The sequence below is a fragment of the Comamonas suwonensis genome, from assembly GCF_012844455.2.
Taxonomy (GTDB): Bacteria; Pseudomonadota; Gammaproteobacteria; order Burkholderiales; family Burkholderiaceae_C; genus Comamonas; species Comamonas suwonensis.
In genome coordinates, this window is sequence record NZ_JABBCQ020000012.1 from 21,400 (window position 1) to 36,689 (window position 15,290).

The window sequence follows — 15,290 nt, forward strand, 5'->3', positions numbered from 1 at the left end:
AAGGCAAGCAATGAGCATTCTGGGGACACAATTGAATTCGCGTTCTGCGGACTTTCTGGCCAACGCCGCCGCCATGCAGACGCTGGTGAATGATCTGCATGCGCGCTGCGACCTGAACGCGCTGGGCGGCAATGAAGCGGCTCGCGCCAAGCATGTGGCACGCGGCAAGCTGCTGCCACGCGAGCGCGTGCAGCGCCTGCTGGATGCGGGCACGCCGTTTTTGGAGCTCTCGCCACTGGCTGCGCTCAATATGTATGGCAACGATGCACCGGGTGCGGGCGTCATCGCCGGTGTGGGCCGTGTCAGCGGTGTGGACTGCATGATCGTCTGTAACGACGCCACAGTTAAGGGCGGCACCTACTACCCCATGACGGTGAAGAAGCATCTGCGCGCGCAGGAGGTGGCGGCGCAGAACCATCTGCCCTGCATCTATCTGGTGGACTCGGGTGGTGCCAACCTGCCCAATCAGGATGAGGTCTTCCCTGACCGTGAACACTTTGGCCGCATCTTCTTCAATCAGGCCAATATGAGTGCACAGGGCATTGCCCAGATCGCTGTGGTCATGGGCAGTTGCACGGCGGGCGGCGCCTATGTGCCGGCCATGAGCGATGAGTCCATCATCGTCAAAAACCAGGGCACGATTTTTCTCGGTGGCCCGCCGCTGGTGAAGGCCGCCACGGGTGAGGTCGTCAGCGCCGAGGATCTGGGCGGCGGCGATGTGCATACGCGCCTTTCGGGCGTGGCCGACCATCTGGCCGAAAACGATTTGCACGCGCTGGCGCTGGCACGCCAGGCTGTTGCCAATTTGAATAGAAAAAAGCCGCAAGCCCAGGCAGATCAAGCGCCAGCAGCTCCTCTTTTTGAGGATCATGAGCTGTATGGTGTGATCCCCGTCGATACCCGCAAGCCTTTTGATGTGCGCGAGATCATTGCCCGCATCGTGGACGGCAGCCAGTTTGACGAATTCAAGGCGCGCTTTGGCAACACGCTGGTTTGCGGGTTTGCGCGCATCGAAGGCATGCAGGTTGGCATCATCGCCAACAACGGCATTTTGTTTTCCGAGTCTGCCGTCAAGGGCGCGCACTTCATCGAGCTGTGCTGCCAGCGCAAGGTGCCGCTGGTGTTTTTGCAGAACATCACCGGCTTTATGGTGGGCCGCAAGTACGAGAACGAAGGCATTGCCCGCCACGGTGCCAAGCTGGTCACGGCTGTGGCCACGGCGGCGGTTCCCAAATTCACCATCATCATTGGCGGCAGCTTTGGCGCCGGCAATTACGGCATGTGCGGCCGCGCTTATTCGCCGCGCTTTTTGTGGATGTGGCCTAACGCGCGCATCAGCGTGATGGGCGGAGAGCAGGCCGCCAGCGTGCTGGCCACTGTCAAGCGCGATGGTATTGAGTCCAAGGGCGGTAGCTGGAGTGCCGAGGAGGAAGAGGGTTTCAAAGCCCCGATTCGCCAGCAGTACGAAGACCAGGGCCATCCTTACTACGCCACGGCCCGCCTGTGGGATGACGGTGTCATCGACCCGGCCGACACGCGCCGCGTGCTGGCGCTGGGGCTGGCTGCATCGCGCAACGCACCGATTGAAGACACCCGGTTCGGCGTCTTCCGCATGTAAAAACGGCAAGGTACAGATCATGAAGCGCCACCATTTTTTCATTGCACTCTCGTCGCTGCTGCTGGTGTTGCCCATGGCGGCAAGGGCAGAACTGGTTGTGCAGCAAGTGGATGTGCGTATTCCCGTCGCCGTGCCTGCTGCCGGTGCATCGCCCGCGCACACGGCCGAGCTTGTGGGCCATGTTTACCGGCCACAGGCCGGCGGGCCGTGGGGGCTGGTGGTGCTCAGCCACGGCACGCCCAGCGGCAAAGAGGCGCGTGAGGCATTGACGGAGCGCTACGCACCGCAGGCCCGTGCCATTGCGGCACTGGGCTATGTGGTGGTGACGGGTTTGCGCCGGGGTTATGGCGCATCTGATGGGCCGCTGGCCGACCGTTATGGCCGCTGCGAGACTCCAGATTACATCCATGCCGCGCAAGAGGCTGCGCGTGATGTGGCGGCCATCATGGTCTATGGCCAGAAGCTGCCCGATGTGGATGCCGCCAAGGTGGTGCTGCTGGGCAAGTCTGCCGGGGGCTTTGCCTCGTTGGCGCTGGCCGCGCAGCAGCCTGCGGGTTTGCGCGGCGTCATCAATTTTGCCGGGGGGCGTGGTGCCCAGCCGCAGATGCGTGAAAAAGCCAGTGTGTGCGGCGAGCCTGAATTGCTGAAAACCGTGGCCAGTTTTGCCGCCACCAGCCGCGTGCCGCAGCTGTGGATTTATGCCGAAAACGATAGCTACTTCCGCCCGCCACTGGTGCGCAAGATGGCTCAAAGTTATCAACAGGCCGGACACCCTCTGACGCTGGTTTTTGTGCCGCCTAGCGGGCATGAAGGCCACCGTTTTTTTGACCTGCCAGCCCACATAGACCAGTGGCTGCCGCAGGTGCGTGAATTTCTCGCGCAGCAAATGCCGTCCACAGCGATGGCTGCACTGCAAAGCAATCACTCGATGGGAGACAAACCATGACCGCTTTGACCTTGACTGTGGATGGTGGCATTGCCCGCATCACGCTGGCCCAGCCCGAGATTCGCAACGCCTTCAGCGATACCGGCATTGCCGAAATTACCGCCGCCTTTCACAAGGTGGGTGAGCGCGCCGATGTACGTGCCGTGGTGCTGGCGGCCGAAGGTCCGGCCTTTTGCGCGGGGGCCGATCTGAACTGGATGCGCCGCATGGCCGATTACTCCCGCGATGAAAACCGCGTGGACGCCGGTCTGCTGGCCGAGATGCTGCGCACCATCTACGAATGCCCCAAGCCCACGATTGCGCGCGTGCAGGGCGATGTTTATGCCGGTGGCATGGGCCTGGTGGCTTGCTGCGACATGGCGGTGGCGGTGGATACCGCAGGCTTTTGCCTGAGCGAGGTGAAGATCGGCCTTATCCCGGCCACCATCAGCCCCTATGTGCTGCGCGCCATGGGCGCGCGGGCTGCGCACCGCTACTTTCTGACGGGTGAGCGCTTTTCGGCGCAAGAGGCACACCGCATTGGCTATGTGCACGAGGTGGTGGATGCGGATGGGCTGGATTCCGTGGTCGACGGCTGGCTCAAACATTTGCTCAGCGCAGGCCCGGCGGCGGTGCGCGCCTGCAAGCGGCTGGTGCTGGATGTGGCCGAGCGTGAAATCAACGAGCAGCTGATTGCCACCACCGTGGAGTCGATTGCCAACATTCGGGCCAGCAACGAGGGGCGTGAAGGCGTTCAGGCCTTTCTCAACAAACGCAAGCCGAGCTGGCTGCCCGGATGAGCGGAGCAAGACCGAACTGACAAACCTTGTGCCGGAGTCGTTTGAGAGTTTCGCCTCTGCATCAGGAAAAGCACCATGGATATCTGGCAAACCATCATCAGCTGGCTGCACCGCTCAGGCCTGCACATTGACCCCGAAACGGCGCAAGCCGTGGACGATGCTGCCACGCAGGTGGGCGACGTCGCAGCAAAGGCAGGGCAGGCCGTGGGCCAGATGGACATGGGTGCCATGCTGGCGTTGGCCGCCGCACTGGGCTGGGCCAGCGGCTTTCGGCTCTATGCCGTGGTGTTTGTGGTGGGCATGCTGGGTGTCACGGGCGTGATGCCCCTGCCCGGCAGCTTGCATGTGCTGGCTCACCCCATGGTGCTTGTCATCAGCGGTGGGCTGCTGTTTGTGGAGTTTTTCGCGGACAAGATTCCCGTGGTTGATTCGGTCTGGGACCTGTTTCAGAGCGTGCTGCGCATCCCTGCCGGGGCGGCGCTGGCAGCCTCGGTCTTTGGTGCGGACAACACCACCATGGCCATGGCTGCCGCGCTGATGGGTGGCACGCTGGCTGCCACCAGTCAGGCGGCCAAGACCACAACGCGGGCACTGATCAACACATCGCCAGAACCGTTCTCCAACGTGGGTGCCAGCTTGGCGGAAGACACGGTGTCACTGGGCGCGGTCTGGCTGGCGCTGGCCAACCCGCTGGTGTTTGGTGGCGTGCTGCTGGTGGTGGTCATCGTGATGTGGCTGGTGATCTGGGCGCTGTGGCGCTTTCTCAAGGCGATTTTTCGACGCCTGCGCGGTGACGTCGATGCGCAGGACTCATTGCAAAAAACATAGCTTCTTGCGCTCGATGGATGTGCGCTTAATGGCAATTTGAACGAGAAAACTGGAGACGATATGTTTAAGAAGATTCTGATTGCCAACCGTGGTGAAATCGCCTGCCGAGTCGCAGCTACCGCCCGCCGAATGGGTGTGAAAACCGTCGCCGTCTATTCCGATGCAGACGCACTGGCCAAGCATGTAGGGGCCTGTGATGAGGCCGTTCATATCGGCGCAAGCGCACCCAAAGACAGCTATCTGCGCTGGGAGCGCATTCTGGAGGCCGCCAAGGCCACGGGTGCCGAGGCCATTCATCCCGGCTACGGCTTTCTGTCCGAGAACGAAGAATTTGCCAATGCCTGCAAGGCGGCGGGGCTGGTCTTCATCGGCCCGCCTGCCAGTGCCATTCGTGCCATGGGCCTCAAGGCTGAATCCAAGCAGTTGATGGAAAAGGCTGGCGTGCCGCTGGTGCCCGGCTACCACGGCGCAGGCCAGGATCCTGCCATGCTGCACAAGGAGGCCGACCGTATTGGCTATCCCGTGCTCATCAAGGCCAGCGCAGGCGGCGGCGGCAAGGGCATGCGACTGGTAGAGAAGTCCGAAGACTTCGCCGCGCTGCTGGAAAGCTGCAAGCGGGAAGCCATCAACAGCTTTGGCAACGATGCCGTGCTGATCGAGAAATACGTGCTGCGCCCGCGCCATATCGAGATTCAGGTGTTTGGTGACACGCATGGCCACTGCGTGTACCTGTTCGAGCGCGACTGCTCGGTGCAGCGCCGCCACCAGAAGGTGCTGGAAGAAGCCCCCGCGCCCGGCATGACCGAAGCGCTGCGCAAGCAAATGGGCGAAGCGGCCGTAGCCGCCGCCAAGGCCGTGAACTATGTGGGCGCGGGCACGGTGGAATTCATCGTCGAGCAGCCCGGTGGTTACGACCAGCCCGAGGCCATGAAGTTCTACTTCATGGAAATGAATACCCGTTTGCAGGTGGAGCACCCGGTGACCGAAGCCATCACCGGCGAAGACCTGGTGCAGTGGCAATTGCAGGTGGCGGCTGGCAAGACTTTGCCCAAGCTGCAGAGCGAGCTGAAAATCATCGGCCATGCGATTGAAGCGCGTATCTGCGCCGAGAACCCTGAGAACAACTTTCTGCCCGCCACCGGCCATCTGGCTGTGTACCGCAAGCCTGCGTGCACCAGTTTTGAGATCAGTGATGTGCGAGTGGATGACGGCGTGCGCGAGGGCGATGCCATCAGTCCCTTCTATGACAGCATGATCGCCAAGCTCATCGTCCATGGCGATGACCGGGCACAGGCGCTGGCGCGACTTGATGCGGCCTTGACTCAGACCCATATCGTGGGGCTGACGACGAATGTGCAGTTTCTGCGCCAGGTGGTGAAGAGTCAGGCCTTCTCTAGCGCGCAGCTCGATACCGCACTGATCGAACGCGAGCGCGATGCCTTGTTTGGCAAAGACTTTGTGGGCCGGGATCTGGCCGTGGCTGCGGCCATGGTCTGGCAGCTGCAGCGCGAGCAGGCCGCGCAAGGCACAGACCCCTTCAGCCGCCGCGATGGCTGGCGCATGTCGGGCCGCTATGAGCGCTCGTTCGGCTTTGCGTACCGGGGTGAAGAGTTCGGCGCGGGGTTAGCCTATGGCCGTGATGGCCAGACCTATCAGGTCGGCGTGGGTGACGGCGACAGCCGCACCGAAGCCACGCTGCAGTGGCGTGCTTTGCCGGATGGTCGGCTGGAGCTGAACCTGGGCGGCAAGCGCACGGTGGCCGTGGTGCATGCCCAAGGTGAGCAACTGTCCATCTTTACCGAGGTGGGCAGCGCCCAGATCACTGTGGTGGACCAGCTGGCCCATGCCGGCGACACGGGTCATGAAGGCGGTCGCCTGACGGCGCCCATGCCGGGCAAGGTGGTGTCTTTCAACGTCAAGGCAGGTGACAAGGTCAGCAAGGGCCAGCCGCTGGCGGTCATGGAAGCCATGAAGATGGAACACACGATTGCCGCCCCCGGCGATGGCGTGGTGCTGGAGCTGCTCTACACCCCCGGCGATCAGGTCAGCGAAGGCGCGGAGCTGCTGCGCATCGAAGTGGCGGCCTGATTGCGAGTGGGTTGAACTGTTTTACAAAAAAGAGCGGCTTGCGCTTGTCTATCCATGACTTCAATGGTTATTGGTACTGAAACCAATACGATGACAGCGCAAGCAGCTTCTTTTTTGATAGCAGACTCATTGCCATTCACGGCTGCAGCCAGCGCGCCAAACCGTTAGGCTTCGCATCTATGAAAGTTCTATTTTGCTGTGACGATACGCGGCCAGAACCCTGGCTTAAAGGTTTGCATGATGCGCTGCCGGGTGCAGACATCAGCATCTGGGAGCCGGGCGCGGCTCAGGCCGACTATGCGCTGGTCTGGGCTCCACCCCAGCAGTTCATTGACGAGCAGGCCGCCGGTCTCAAGGCTATGTTCAACATCGGCGCGGGTGTGGATGCGCTGCTGCCGCTGACCATTCCCGCAGTGCTGCCTGTTTACCGTCTGGAAGACGCGGGCATGGCCGTGCAGATGGCCGAATATGTGACGCAGGCCGTGATTCGCTTCTTCCGTGGGCTGGATCAGTACGAGGCCGATATGGCGCAAGGCGTGTGGCAGCACCAGCGCAACCCCAAGCGGGTGGACTACCCCGTGGGCGTGATGGGTCTGGGCAAGATGGGCGAGCGCGTGGCCAAGGCGCTCACGGTTTTCGATTACCCGGTCAATGGCTGGAGCCGATCGCTGCGCGAGATGGAGGGCGTGAAGTGCTTTGGCGGCATGGATCAGCTGGCGGCTTTTTTGAGCGAGACCCGCATCCTCGTCAACCTGCTGCCCCTGCATTCGGAAACCGAAAACATCATCAACGCCCACACGCTGAGCCAGTTGCGCCCCGGTGCCTATGTGATCAACGTAGGCCGCGGCGGTCATGTGGTGGATGCAGACCTGATGGCGCAGCTGGATGCCGGCCATGTCAGCGGTGCCATGCTGGATGTGTTTCGCGAGGAGCCGCTGCCGGACAATCATCCGTTCTGGAATCACCCCAAGATCATCCTCACGCCCCATACCTCGGCCCGCACACTGGCGGCTGACAGCATTGCCCAGATCGTGGGCAAGGTGGCCGCCATGAGCCGGGGCGAAGCTGTGACCGGGCGTGTTGACCTGAGAAAAGGATATTGACCCCCCCCAGAGCCGCTGCGCGGCTTCCCCTTTCTCTTCGGAAGGGGGGGGCGACGCCAATGCTGCGGGGCGGCCCTTGCCAGGCGTCTCTCGCAAGAGGTGTGCTTGTTCAATAGTCAGCGTAAAGAAACGATAGGAGAGCGAAATGAAGTACCCCGCACGCGTCAAACTCATCGATGTAGGGCCGCGCGACGGCCTGCAAAATGAAAAGCAGCCTGTGCCAGCCGCCGTGAAGATCGAGTTGGTCAAGCGCCTGCAGGACGCGGGCCTCAAAGAGATCGAAGTCACCAGCTATGTGTCGCCCAAATGGGTGCCGCAGATGGCGGACAACGCCGAGGTCATGGCGGGCATTCATCGCCAGAGCGGGGTACTTTATTCGGTGCTCACCCCCAATCTCAAAGGTTTTGAGGCTGCGTTGGCGGGCAAGCCCGATGAGATTGTGGTGTTTGGCGCGGCCAGCGAGGCTTTCAGTCAGAAAAACATCAACTGCTCGATTGCCGAAAGCATTGAGCGCTTTGCCCCCGTGGTGCAGGCTGCGCTGGATGCTGGCATTGCCGTGCGCGGAGCCATGAGCTGTACCGTGGGTTGCCCGTATGAGGGCGAGATTGCGCCTGAAAAAGTGGGCTATGTGGCAGGCTTGATGAAGGGCATTGGCGTGCAGCGCGTGGATGTGGCCGACACCATTGGCGTGGGCACGCCCATCAAGGTGCAAAAGGCGCTGCAGGCCACGCTGGCGCACTTTGGCATCGATCAGGTGTCGGGGCATTTTCACGACACCTACGGGCAGGCACTTTCCAACACGCTGGCGGCGCTGGAGCTGGGGGTGTGGAACTTTCAATCGTCGGTGGCGGGTCTGGGCGGCTGTCCTTATGCCAAGGGAGCCACGGGTAATGTGGCGACGGAGGATGTGGTCTATTTGCTGCAAGGCATGGGTATCGATACGGGAGTCGACCTCGACAAGCTCATCGATGCAGGCCAGTTCATCAGCGAGCATCTGGGTCGCCCTACGCAGTCGCGCGTAGCCAGGGCGTTGCTCGCCAAACGCGCAGGCTGATGTTGTGACGTAAGCCGCATGGGCGTTGTTACCATCACGCCCATGCAAGCAAGATTTCGTTTTTCTCTGGCGCTGTGTTTCGCTGTGGTGCTGTCGGGCTGCAGCACCATGGATGCACAGGAGTGCAGAGACACTGACTGGGCCTATCTGGGGCAGCTCGACGCCATGGATGGCAAGCAAGATATCAACACCCGGGCCAAGCGCCATTTCAGAACTTGCAAGGACCAAGGCGTGCAGATGGACCCCCGCGCCTATCAGCAAGGCTGGATGCGCGGTCTGCGGGATTTCTGCACGCCACAGAGCGGCAAGGCCTATGCCGAGGCCGGTAACAAGTATTCCTACGGCTACTGTCCCGCTCAGCTTGAGGGCGCCTTTTTGCAAGGCTATAGCCCGGCGCGTGAAATCATTGAAACCAAGGAGCATGCGAGCGAGCTGGAGCGTCGCATCAGCGCCAAGAAAAAAGAATTGCGCGAGGCACGGGATGCCAAGAACAGTGCCAGCCATATCGCCTATGTCCAGAAAGACCTGCGTGATTTGCAGCTGGAGCTGGTGCAGCTCAAATTCAAACTGGCACAGTAGAGGCTAGGGCGCAGCTTGGGTGCGGCGCCATTTCCAGGAAATGAAAACAATGTGTGGGTCAGAACTTCATGCGCTGCCGGAAGGTGTGCAGCGGGTCAGTCGCTTTTTGCAGGATGCCGGCCATCCTCATGCGCGGCAGATGCTGGATGGCGCTGCGCGCACTGCGCAAGAGGCCGCCGATCAGCTCAGCATTCTGGTAGGGCAGGTGGCCAAGAGCATCATCTTCAAGCGCCGCATCGATAGCGTGGCTGTGCTGGTGGTGACATCGGGCGACAAGCGAGTGGATGAAAAAAAAGTCGCCGCTCTGGTCGGCCCTGTGGGGCGTGCTGATGCGGATTTTGTCAAAACCAGTACCGGCTTTTCGATTGGCGGCGTAAGCCCTGTGGCCCATGCCAGCAAGGTGGTCACTTTGATGGATGCCGAACTGAAGCGCTTTGATACGGTGTGGGCTGCCGCTGGGCATCCTTATGGTGTGTTTCCCGCGTCTCCTGAGCAGTTGCAGCAACTGACGGATGCGCCTTGGTCGGATGTGGTGGTGCAGGCATGAGTACAGAACTTCTTCAGGAGCAGCAAGAGCTGCAAGCACAGCAGCTGGTGCAGCTGGCCAGCAAGGCCGAAGTGGCGCTGGTCTGGGCCGAGGCCGATCAACCCGTGGCATCGCCCTGCATCAATGTCTGCCGCATGACGGAAGATCGCAGCTACTGCAAGGGCTGCTTCAGAACCATTGATGAAATTCGTGCCTGGTCCAAGGGCGACAGCGAGCTGCGTCTGCAGATCTGGGGCCAGCTGCTGCAACGCGCGGGCTTGAAAGACCCGCGCGAATCTGACATCTGACGATTAACCCGTTCCCAAAATGCGAGCCGGCATGAAGCACATTACCTTTTATCTGGATTTTGTTTCCCCCTATGCCTGGCTGGCGCTGGAGCAGATGCCCAAGGCGTTGCAGGGCCTCAGCTATCACGTGGAATATCGCCCGGTGCTGCTGGGTGCGTTGCTGCAGGGCAATGCCAACCCCGGCCCGGCAGGCATTCCAGCCAAAAGGCTGTGGACTTACCGGCATGCGACATGGCTGGGGAAGTCCCTGGGCATTGGCTTGCAGATGCCGGCGCAGCACCCGTTCAAGCCCACGCCTTTGTTGCGGCTGGCGCTGGCCCATGGGCGTGATGGCGGCATCAACCGCTTTGTGGCGCAGGCGGTAATGCAGCATGTCTGGGTCGGCGGTGAAGATGCCAATGACCCGCAGCGCTTGCAACGCCTGCGCACCCTGCTGCAGGAGCAGAAGCGCTATGACGAAACAGGTGACGAAGCCAAGCAATGGCTGCGTGCGAATACCGAGCAAGCGAGCAAGGCGGGTGTGTTTGGCGTGCCCGCATGGGAGGTGGGTGGCCATGTCTTCTGGGGGCTGGATGCACTGCCCATGCTGCGCAGCTATCTTGAAGGCGATAGCTGGTTTGATACGCATTGGCCGGCAGTGGCCCATGTGGAGTCAGGCCTGAGCTAATGCAGAAGCCGATGCAAAAAAAGAGACCTGCCGCGGCAGGTCTCTTGCTTGTTATTTACTTCGCTGCAGCCAACTTGCCTGCACCGCGGTAACGCTCCAGCCAGTGAGCGTAGGGTGCGGGCAATGTCCAGTCAGGACGATCCACGCCAAGAGTCTGGGCCAGCTGGTAGGTGTAATGTGGGTTGGCCAGATGGGCACGGCCAATCATGACCAGTTCGACCTGACCATCCGCCACGATGCGCTCTGCTGTTTGCGGGTCATCCATGCCCCAGCTCGATGCCACGGGAATGCCGGCTTCGCGGCTCACGCGCTGGGCGATGGGGGCGAGGAAGGCGGGCGTGCCCCAGGGAATTTTCACATCGGGAATCACGAAGTTGACGCTGACGTTGAGCAGGTCCAGTCCGCGCTCGCGCATCTGCTTGGTAACGGCAATGGATTCCTCCAGAGTTTGTTCGTCGCGGCCGTCGTATTCGATAACGCCGAAACGTGCCGTCAGTGGCAGGTGCTCGGGCCAGACTTGGCGCACGGCAGCCACGGTCTCCAGCAGAAAGCGTGCACGGTTGTCGAAGCTGCCACCGTAAGCGTCAGTGCGCTGGTTGCTGTGGGCCGAGAAAAAGCTCTGCGCCAGATAGCCGTGGGCAAAGTGCAGCTCCAGCCATTCAAAACCAGCCTCCAGTGCGCGACGGGCAGCGGCCACAAAGTCGGCCTGCACGCGGGCGATGTCTTCCAATGTCATGGCGCGGGGCACGCGCGGCAGTCCGTCGCCAAAAGCGATGGCCGAGGGCGCGATGGGTTGCCAGCCGCGCGCATCGCCTTCGGCAATGTGCTCGTCGCCTTCCCAGGGATTGTTGGCGCTGGCCTTGCGTCCGGCATGGCCGATCTGGATGCCGGGCACGGAGCCTGCGGCCTTGATACCGGCGGCAATGCGGGACATACCCTCGATCTGGCCGTCGTTCCAGAGGCCGGTGCAGTCCGGCGAGATGCGGCCTTCGGGCGAGACGCCGGTGGCTTCGACGATCACCAGCCCAGCACCACCCCGCGCGATAGAGGTGTAGTGAGTCTGGTGCCAGTCATTGGTCAGACCGTAGGTGGCGCTGTACTGGCACATCGGCGGAATAGCGATGCGGTTGCGCAGCGTGAGGCTTTTGAGCGTGAAAGGGCTAAAGAGTGCAGACATGGTGAAAAGCTTTGGGAGCGTGTGAGGGTGGTTTGCCGAATGCCCAGCTTGTTTCTGGGTATTCTTAAAAAATTTGATAGTGCCTGACGCTAGCCACTCCTTGTTTAAGGAATGAATTGCATATCAACGCCATACTTTGCAAGCGGTAGCTGCTATCAAAATTTGAAGTTTGAGCCGAGGCGCATGGGCTGCGGCATTGGCCTGCTGCTCGCTATTGGCCGTCGAGGCGGTTATCGCGTGGCCAACCTTCTTGTCAATGAAGGCAAGGTTTCTGGTCGGGGTCGGCAATGGACGGCGGGTCAATGAAGACGATGCATGCAGGGGTTTTGTGAATATGAAGGGATCAATCATCGCGTTTGTGTTGAAATAAATCCAATCGATATTTGTTATTTATGAAATCGTGCCAACTAATATCAAAAATCTGGATTTGAACCTGCTCAAGGCCTTGGATGCCCTGCTAGACGAGCGCAGCGTGACCCGCGCCGCCGAGCGCTTGTCGCTGACCCAGCCTGCAGTTAGCGGCATGCTGACGCGGCTGCGCGAGAGCTTTGACGACCCGCTGTTTGTGCGCACGCAGCGCGGTATTGCCCCCACTCTGCGCGCCCAGGCGCTGGCCGGGCCGCTCAAGGAGCTGCTGTGCAATGCCGAGGCGCTGCTGCGCCCCCAGGGCTTTGATCCGGCCACGGCGCATATGACGCTGCGCATCGCTGCGACGGATTACGCGCTCCAGGCCGTGGTCCTGCCGTTTCTGGCCGTGTTGCGTCAGCGCGCGCCCGGAGTGTGCGTGGCCGTGGTGCCGGCCCAGCATCTGCCGCTGCATGAGCGGCTGGAGCGCGGCGATATCGACCTGGCGCTGATTACGCCGGAGAACACGGCTCCGGATCTGCATGCTCGCCGTTTGTTCGACGAACGCTATGTCTGCGTGATGCGAGCCGATCATCCGGATGCGCGCAGGCGCTGCTTGTCGCTGGCGCGCTTTTGCGAGCTCGACCATGCGCTGGTTTCTTACGGTGGTGGCAGCTTTCGCGGTGTGACGGACGAGGCGCTGGAGCGCCTGGGTCGCCAGCGACGCGTGGCGCTATCGGTCACCAGTTTTCTGGTACTGCCCGAGATACTGCGCAGCAGCGATCTGATCGCTGTCGTGCCGCAGCGCCTGGTCACGCCGGATTCGGGTCTGGTGGTGCTGGAGCCGCCGCTGGAGATCCCGGGGTTCACCAAGACGGCTGCCTGGCATGAGCGCACGCATCGCTCGCCCGGGCACCAGTGGGCAAGAGAGCTGCTGTTCGAACTGGCGGAAAACGACGGACTGGGCGCGCCATGAAATTGGCCCGCAGAAACAGCAGCGTTTTCTGCGGGCCATTCGAGGAACTCAAAGCGCCGTTGGCGTAATTCACCTCAAAGGCCCGGCTTTGCACCGGGCCAGTTCGTTATCAGTGACCCGATGCGCCGGCTGCGCCCAGACCGGTTTCCGAACGCACCTGCTGTGCATCGAAAGCCTCACGTTCCTTGGCGGCCTGCGCGCTCTTGTCGAGTACCGAGAACAGCCATACGCCGAAGAAGCCAATCGCCATGGAGAACAGCGCGGGCGAGGCATAGGGGAACCAGGCTGAACCAGCGGGATTGCCCAGTGTGCCTTCCCATACCGAGGGCGATACAACGGTCAGGCCCACCGAGGAGACCAGACCCATGAAACCGCCGATCACCGCACCCTTGGTGGTGCAGTCTTTCCACAGCACCGACAGCAGCAGTGGTGGGAAGTTGGCAGAAGCAGCCACCGCAAAAGCCAGCGAGACCATGAAGGCGATGTTCTGCTTCTCGAACACAATGCCCAGCAGCACGGCCACAACGCCCAGACACAGCGTGGTGATGCGCGAGACCTTGAGTTCGGAAGCACTGTCAGCCTTGCCCTTCTTGACCACCGTGGCATACAGGTCGTGTGACACGGCGGAGGCACCCGACAGGGTCAGGCCTGCCACCACGGCCAGAATGGTCGCAAAAGCCACGGCGGAGATGAAGCCGTAGAACACATCGCCGCCCACGGTCTTGGCCACCAGCACGGCCGCCATATTGGCCGTGCCTGCACCGCCGTGAATGATGCCCTTGGCTGTGTCGGCCATCTCGGGGTTAGTCAGCACCAGAGTGATGGCACCAAAGCCGATGATGAAGATCAGCACGTAGAAGTAGCCGATCCAGGTGGTGGCCCAGAACACGCTCTTGCGCGCTTCTTTGGCGTCAGGCACGGTGAAGAAGCGCATCAGGATGTGGGGCAGGCCCAGTGTGCCGAACATCAGCGCCATGCCGAAGCTGATGGCGGAGATGGGGTCCTTGATGAAGCCGCCCGGGCCCATGATGGCCAGGCCCAGCTTTTCTGCCACGGACGGCTCGGCACCGCCATTGGCCGCAATCTGGGTGCGCACCTTCACGCCTTCGGCAAACAGTGCTTCGGGGCTGAAACCGTACTTGGCCAGCACCATGAAGCCCATGAAGGTCACACCGGCCAGCAGCAGGCAAGCCTTGATGATCTGTACCCAGGTGGTGGCCGTCATGCCGCCAAACAGAACATAGACCATCATCAGGCCGCCGACCAGCACCACGGCAATCCAATAGTCTAGGCCGAACAGCAGCTTGATGAGCTGGCCCGCACCGACCATCTGGGCAATCAGATAGAAGGCCACGACGACCAGCGTGCCGCAGGCCGCAAAAATGCGGAAGGGTGCTTGTGCAAAACGGTAGCCTGCCACGTCGGCAAAGGTGAAGCGACCCAGATTGCGCAGACGTTCTGCTAGCAAAAAGGTGAGCAAAGGCCAGCCGACCAGAAAGCCGATGGAGTAGATCAGGCCGTCATAACCGCTGGCCATGACGGAGGCGGAAATGCCCAGGAACGAGGCTGCGGACATGTAGTCGCCCGCAATCGCCAGACCGTTCTGAAAGCCGGTGATGCCGCCGCCAGCGGTGTAGAAGTCCGAAGCCGATTTGGTGCGGCCTGCTGCCCACTTGGTGATCCACAAAGTGGCTACCACGAAGGCGGTGAACATGATGATGGCCGTCCAGTTGGTGGCCTGCTTGGCGGCATTGCCCACATCGCCGCCAGCTGCTAGCACGGGAGCGGTCGCAGCCAGCGCCGCAGCGCTTGCCAGCCATTGCAAAGAGTTGCGCTGCTTCATGATTTGACGCCTTTGAGAATGTCGCGTGTGAGCTGATCAAACTCGCTGTTGGCGCGGCGCACATAGAGGCCGGTAATGATCACGGAAAAGATGATGACGCCCATGCCGATGGGAATGCCCACCGTGGTCACGCCAGCGCCAATGGGCGTAGCCAGGAGTTCTTTGTCGAATGCGATCAGCGCGACATAGCCGTAGTACACGACCAGCATCAGCAAGGTCAGCGAAAAGCCCAGGCGATTACGTTTGCGGCGCAGTTCCTTGTAGGCGGGGTTGTTTTGGATTGTCTCTATCACCGGGTCTCTCACAGCGTTGTCTCCTTCGAATATTTACAGCCAGCGATCCAGTGCGAATGGCCTGCTGGTCGGTGCATTCTGAGAAGCCCGTCTGACCGCCTCCTTACTTACGTTATCGGTGTTTCCACCCGGTTTTTCACATCGGGGAAAAATGGATCCG

At 61.2% G+C, this 15,290-nt stretch carries 15 protein-coding genes; 12 read left to right on the top strand and 3 right to left on the bottom strand.

What is annotated here, in order from left to right; genetic code table 11:
* Positions 1-10: 10 nt before the first annotated feature.
* The 11 genes from HF327_RS14185 (at position 11) to HF327_RS14235 (ending at position 10,496) form a co-directional block, all read left to right on the top strand.
* Entirely contained in the window at positions 11-1,618 is a 1,608-nt protein-coding gene (locus HF327_RS14185) for a carboxyl transferase domain-containing protein (protein WP_198460787.1), read from the top strand.
* A gap of 19 nt (positions 1,619-1,637) precedes the next feature.
* Positions 1,638-2,564: an alpha/beta hydrolase family protein gene (locus HF327_RS14190; RefSeq protein WP_198460788.1), complete on the top strand. Its 927-nt coding sequence runs from the start codon at positions 1,638-1,640 to the stop codon at positions 2,562-2,564.
* Positions 2,561-3,343, top strand: a complete 783-nt coding sequence (locus tag HF327_RS14195; RefSeq protein WP_198460789.1) for an enoyl-CoA hydratase/isomerase family protein — start codon at positions 2,561-2,563, stop codon at positions 3,341-3,343. Before HF327_RS14190 ends, HF327_RS14195 begins: the two co-directional genes overlap by 4 nt.
* A gap of 75 nt (positions 3,344-3,418) precedes the next feature.
* Positions 3,419-4,171 carry a DUF4126 domain-containing protein gene (locus HF327_RS14200; RefSeq protein WP_198460790.1) on the top strand — a complete coding sequence of 251 codons (753 nt, stop codon included), beginning with the start codon at positions 3,419-3,421 and terminating at the stop codon, positions 4,169-4,171.
* A gap of 60 nt (positions 4,172-4,231) precedes the next feature.
* Entirely contained in the window at positions 4,232-6,259 is a 2,028-nt protein-coding gene (locus HF327_RS14205) for an acetyl/propionyl/methylcrotonyl-CoA carboxylase subunit alpha (RefSeq protein ID WP_198460791.1), read from the top strand.
* Positions 6,260-6,438: 179 nt separating this feature from the next.
* Positions 6,439-7,362, top strand: a complete 924-nt coding sequence (locus tag HF327_RS14210) for a 2-hydroxyacid dehydrogenase (protein ID WP_198460792.1) — start codon at positions 6,439-6,441, stop codon at positions 7,360-7,362.
* 145 nt (positions 7,363-7,507) lie between these two features.
* Complete coding sequence (locus tag HF327_RS14215) at positions 7,508-8,416, top strand: hydroxymethylglutaryl-CoA lyase (protein WP_198460793.1); 909 nt, start codon at positions 7,508-7,510, stop codon at positions 8,414-8,416.
* Positions 8,417-8,434: 18 nt separating this feature from the next.
* Positions 8,435-8,995, top strand: coding sequence for a DUF2799 domain-containing protein (locus HF327_RS14220; RefSeq protein ID WP_198460794.1), 561 nt, complete (start codon positions 8,435-8,437; stop codon positions 8,993-8,995).
* Positions 8,996-9,044: 49 nt separating this feature from the next.
* Positions 9,045-9,542: a YbaK/EbsC family protein gene (locus tag HF327_RS14225; RefSeq protein ID WP_198460795.1), complete on the top strand. Its 498-nt coding sequence runs from the start codon at positions 9,045-9,047 to the stop codon at positions 9,540-9,542.
* Positions 9,539-9,829, top strand: a complete 291-nt coding sequence (locus HF327_RS14230; RefSeq protein WP_198460796.1) for a DUF1289 domain-containing protein — start codon at positions 9,539-9,541, stop codon at positions 9,827-9,829. Before HF327_RS14225 ends, HF327_RS14230 begins: the two co-directional genes overlap by 4 nt.
* A gap of 31 nt (positions 9,830-9,860) precedes the next feature.
* Complete coding sequence (locus HF327_RS14235; RefSeq protein WP_198460797.1) at positions 9,861-10,496, top strand: 2-hydroxychromene-2-carboxylate isomerase; 636 nt, start codon at positions 9,861-9,863, stop codon at positions 10,494-10,496.
* A 55-nt stretch (positions 10,497-10,551) separates the two neighbouring features.
* On the opposite strand, the gene HF327_RS14240 is transcribed toward HF327_RS14235, so the two are convergent.
* Complete coding sequence (locus HF327_RS14240) at positions 10,552-11,673, bottom strand: NADH:flavin oxidoreductase/NADH oxidase (protein ID WP_198460798.1); 1,122 nt, start codon at positions 11,671-11,673, stop codon at positions 10,552-10,554.
* Between the two features lie 400 nt (positions 11,674-12,073).
* Between HF327_RS14240 and HF327_RS14245 the strand changes: the two genes are divergently transcribed.
* Positions 12,074-12,994: a LysR family transcriptional regulator gene (locus HF327_RS14245; protein WP_198460799.1), complete on the top strand. Its 921-nt coding sequence runs from the start codon at positions 12,074-12,076 to the stop codon at positions 12,992-12,994.
* A gap of 109 nt (positions 12,995-13,103) precedes the next feature.
* Here HF327_RS14245 and HF327_RS14250 read toward each other — a convergent pair whose 3' ends face one another.
* Positions 13,104-14,837 carry a cation acetate symporter gene (locus HF327_RS14250; protein ID WP_198460800.1) on the bottom strand — a complete coding sequence of 578 codons (1,734 nt, stop codon included), beginning with the start codon at positions 14,835-14,837 and terminating at the stop codon, positions 13,104-13,106.
* Complete coding sequence (locus HF327_RS14255) at positions 14,834-15,142, bottom strand: DUF485 domain-containing protein (RefSeq protein ID WP_198460801.1); 309 nt, start codon at positions 15,140-15,142, stop codon at positions 14,834-14,836. The genes HF327_RS14250 and HF327_RS14255 overlap by 4 nt, the downstream gene beginning before the upstream one ends.
* Positions 15,143-15,290 lie beyond the last annotated feature (148 nt).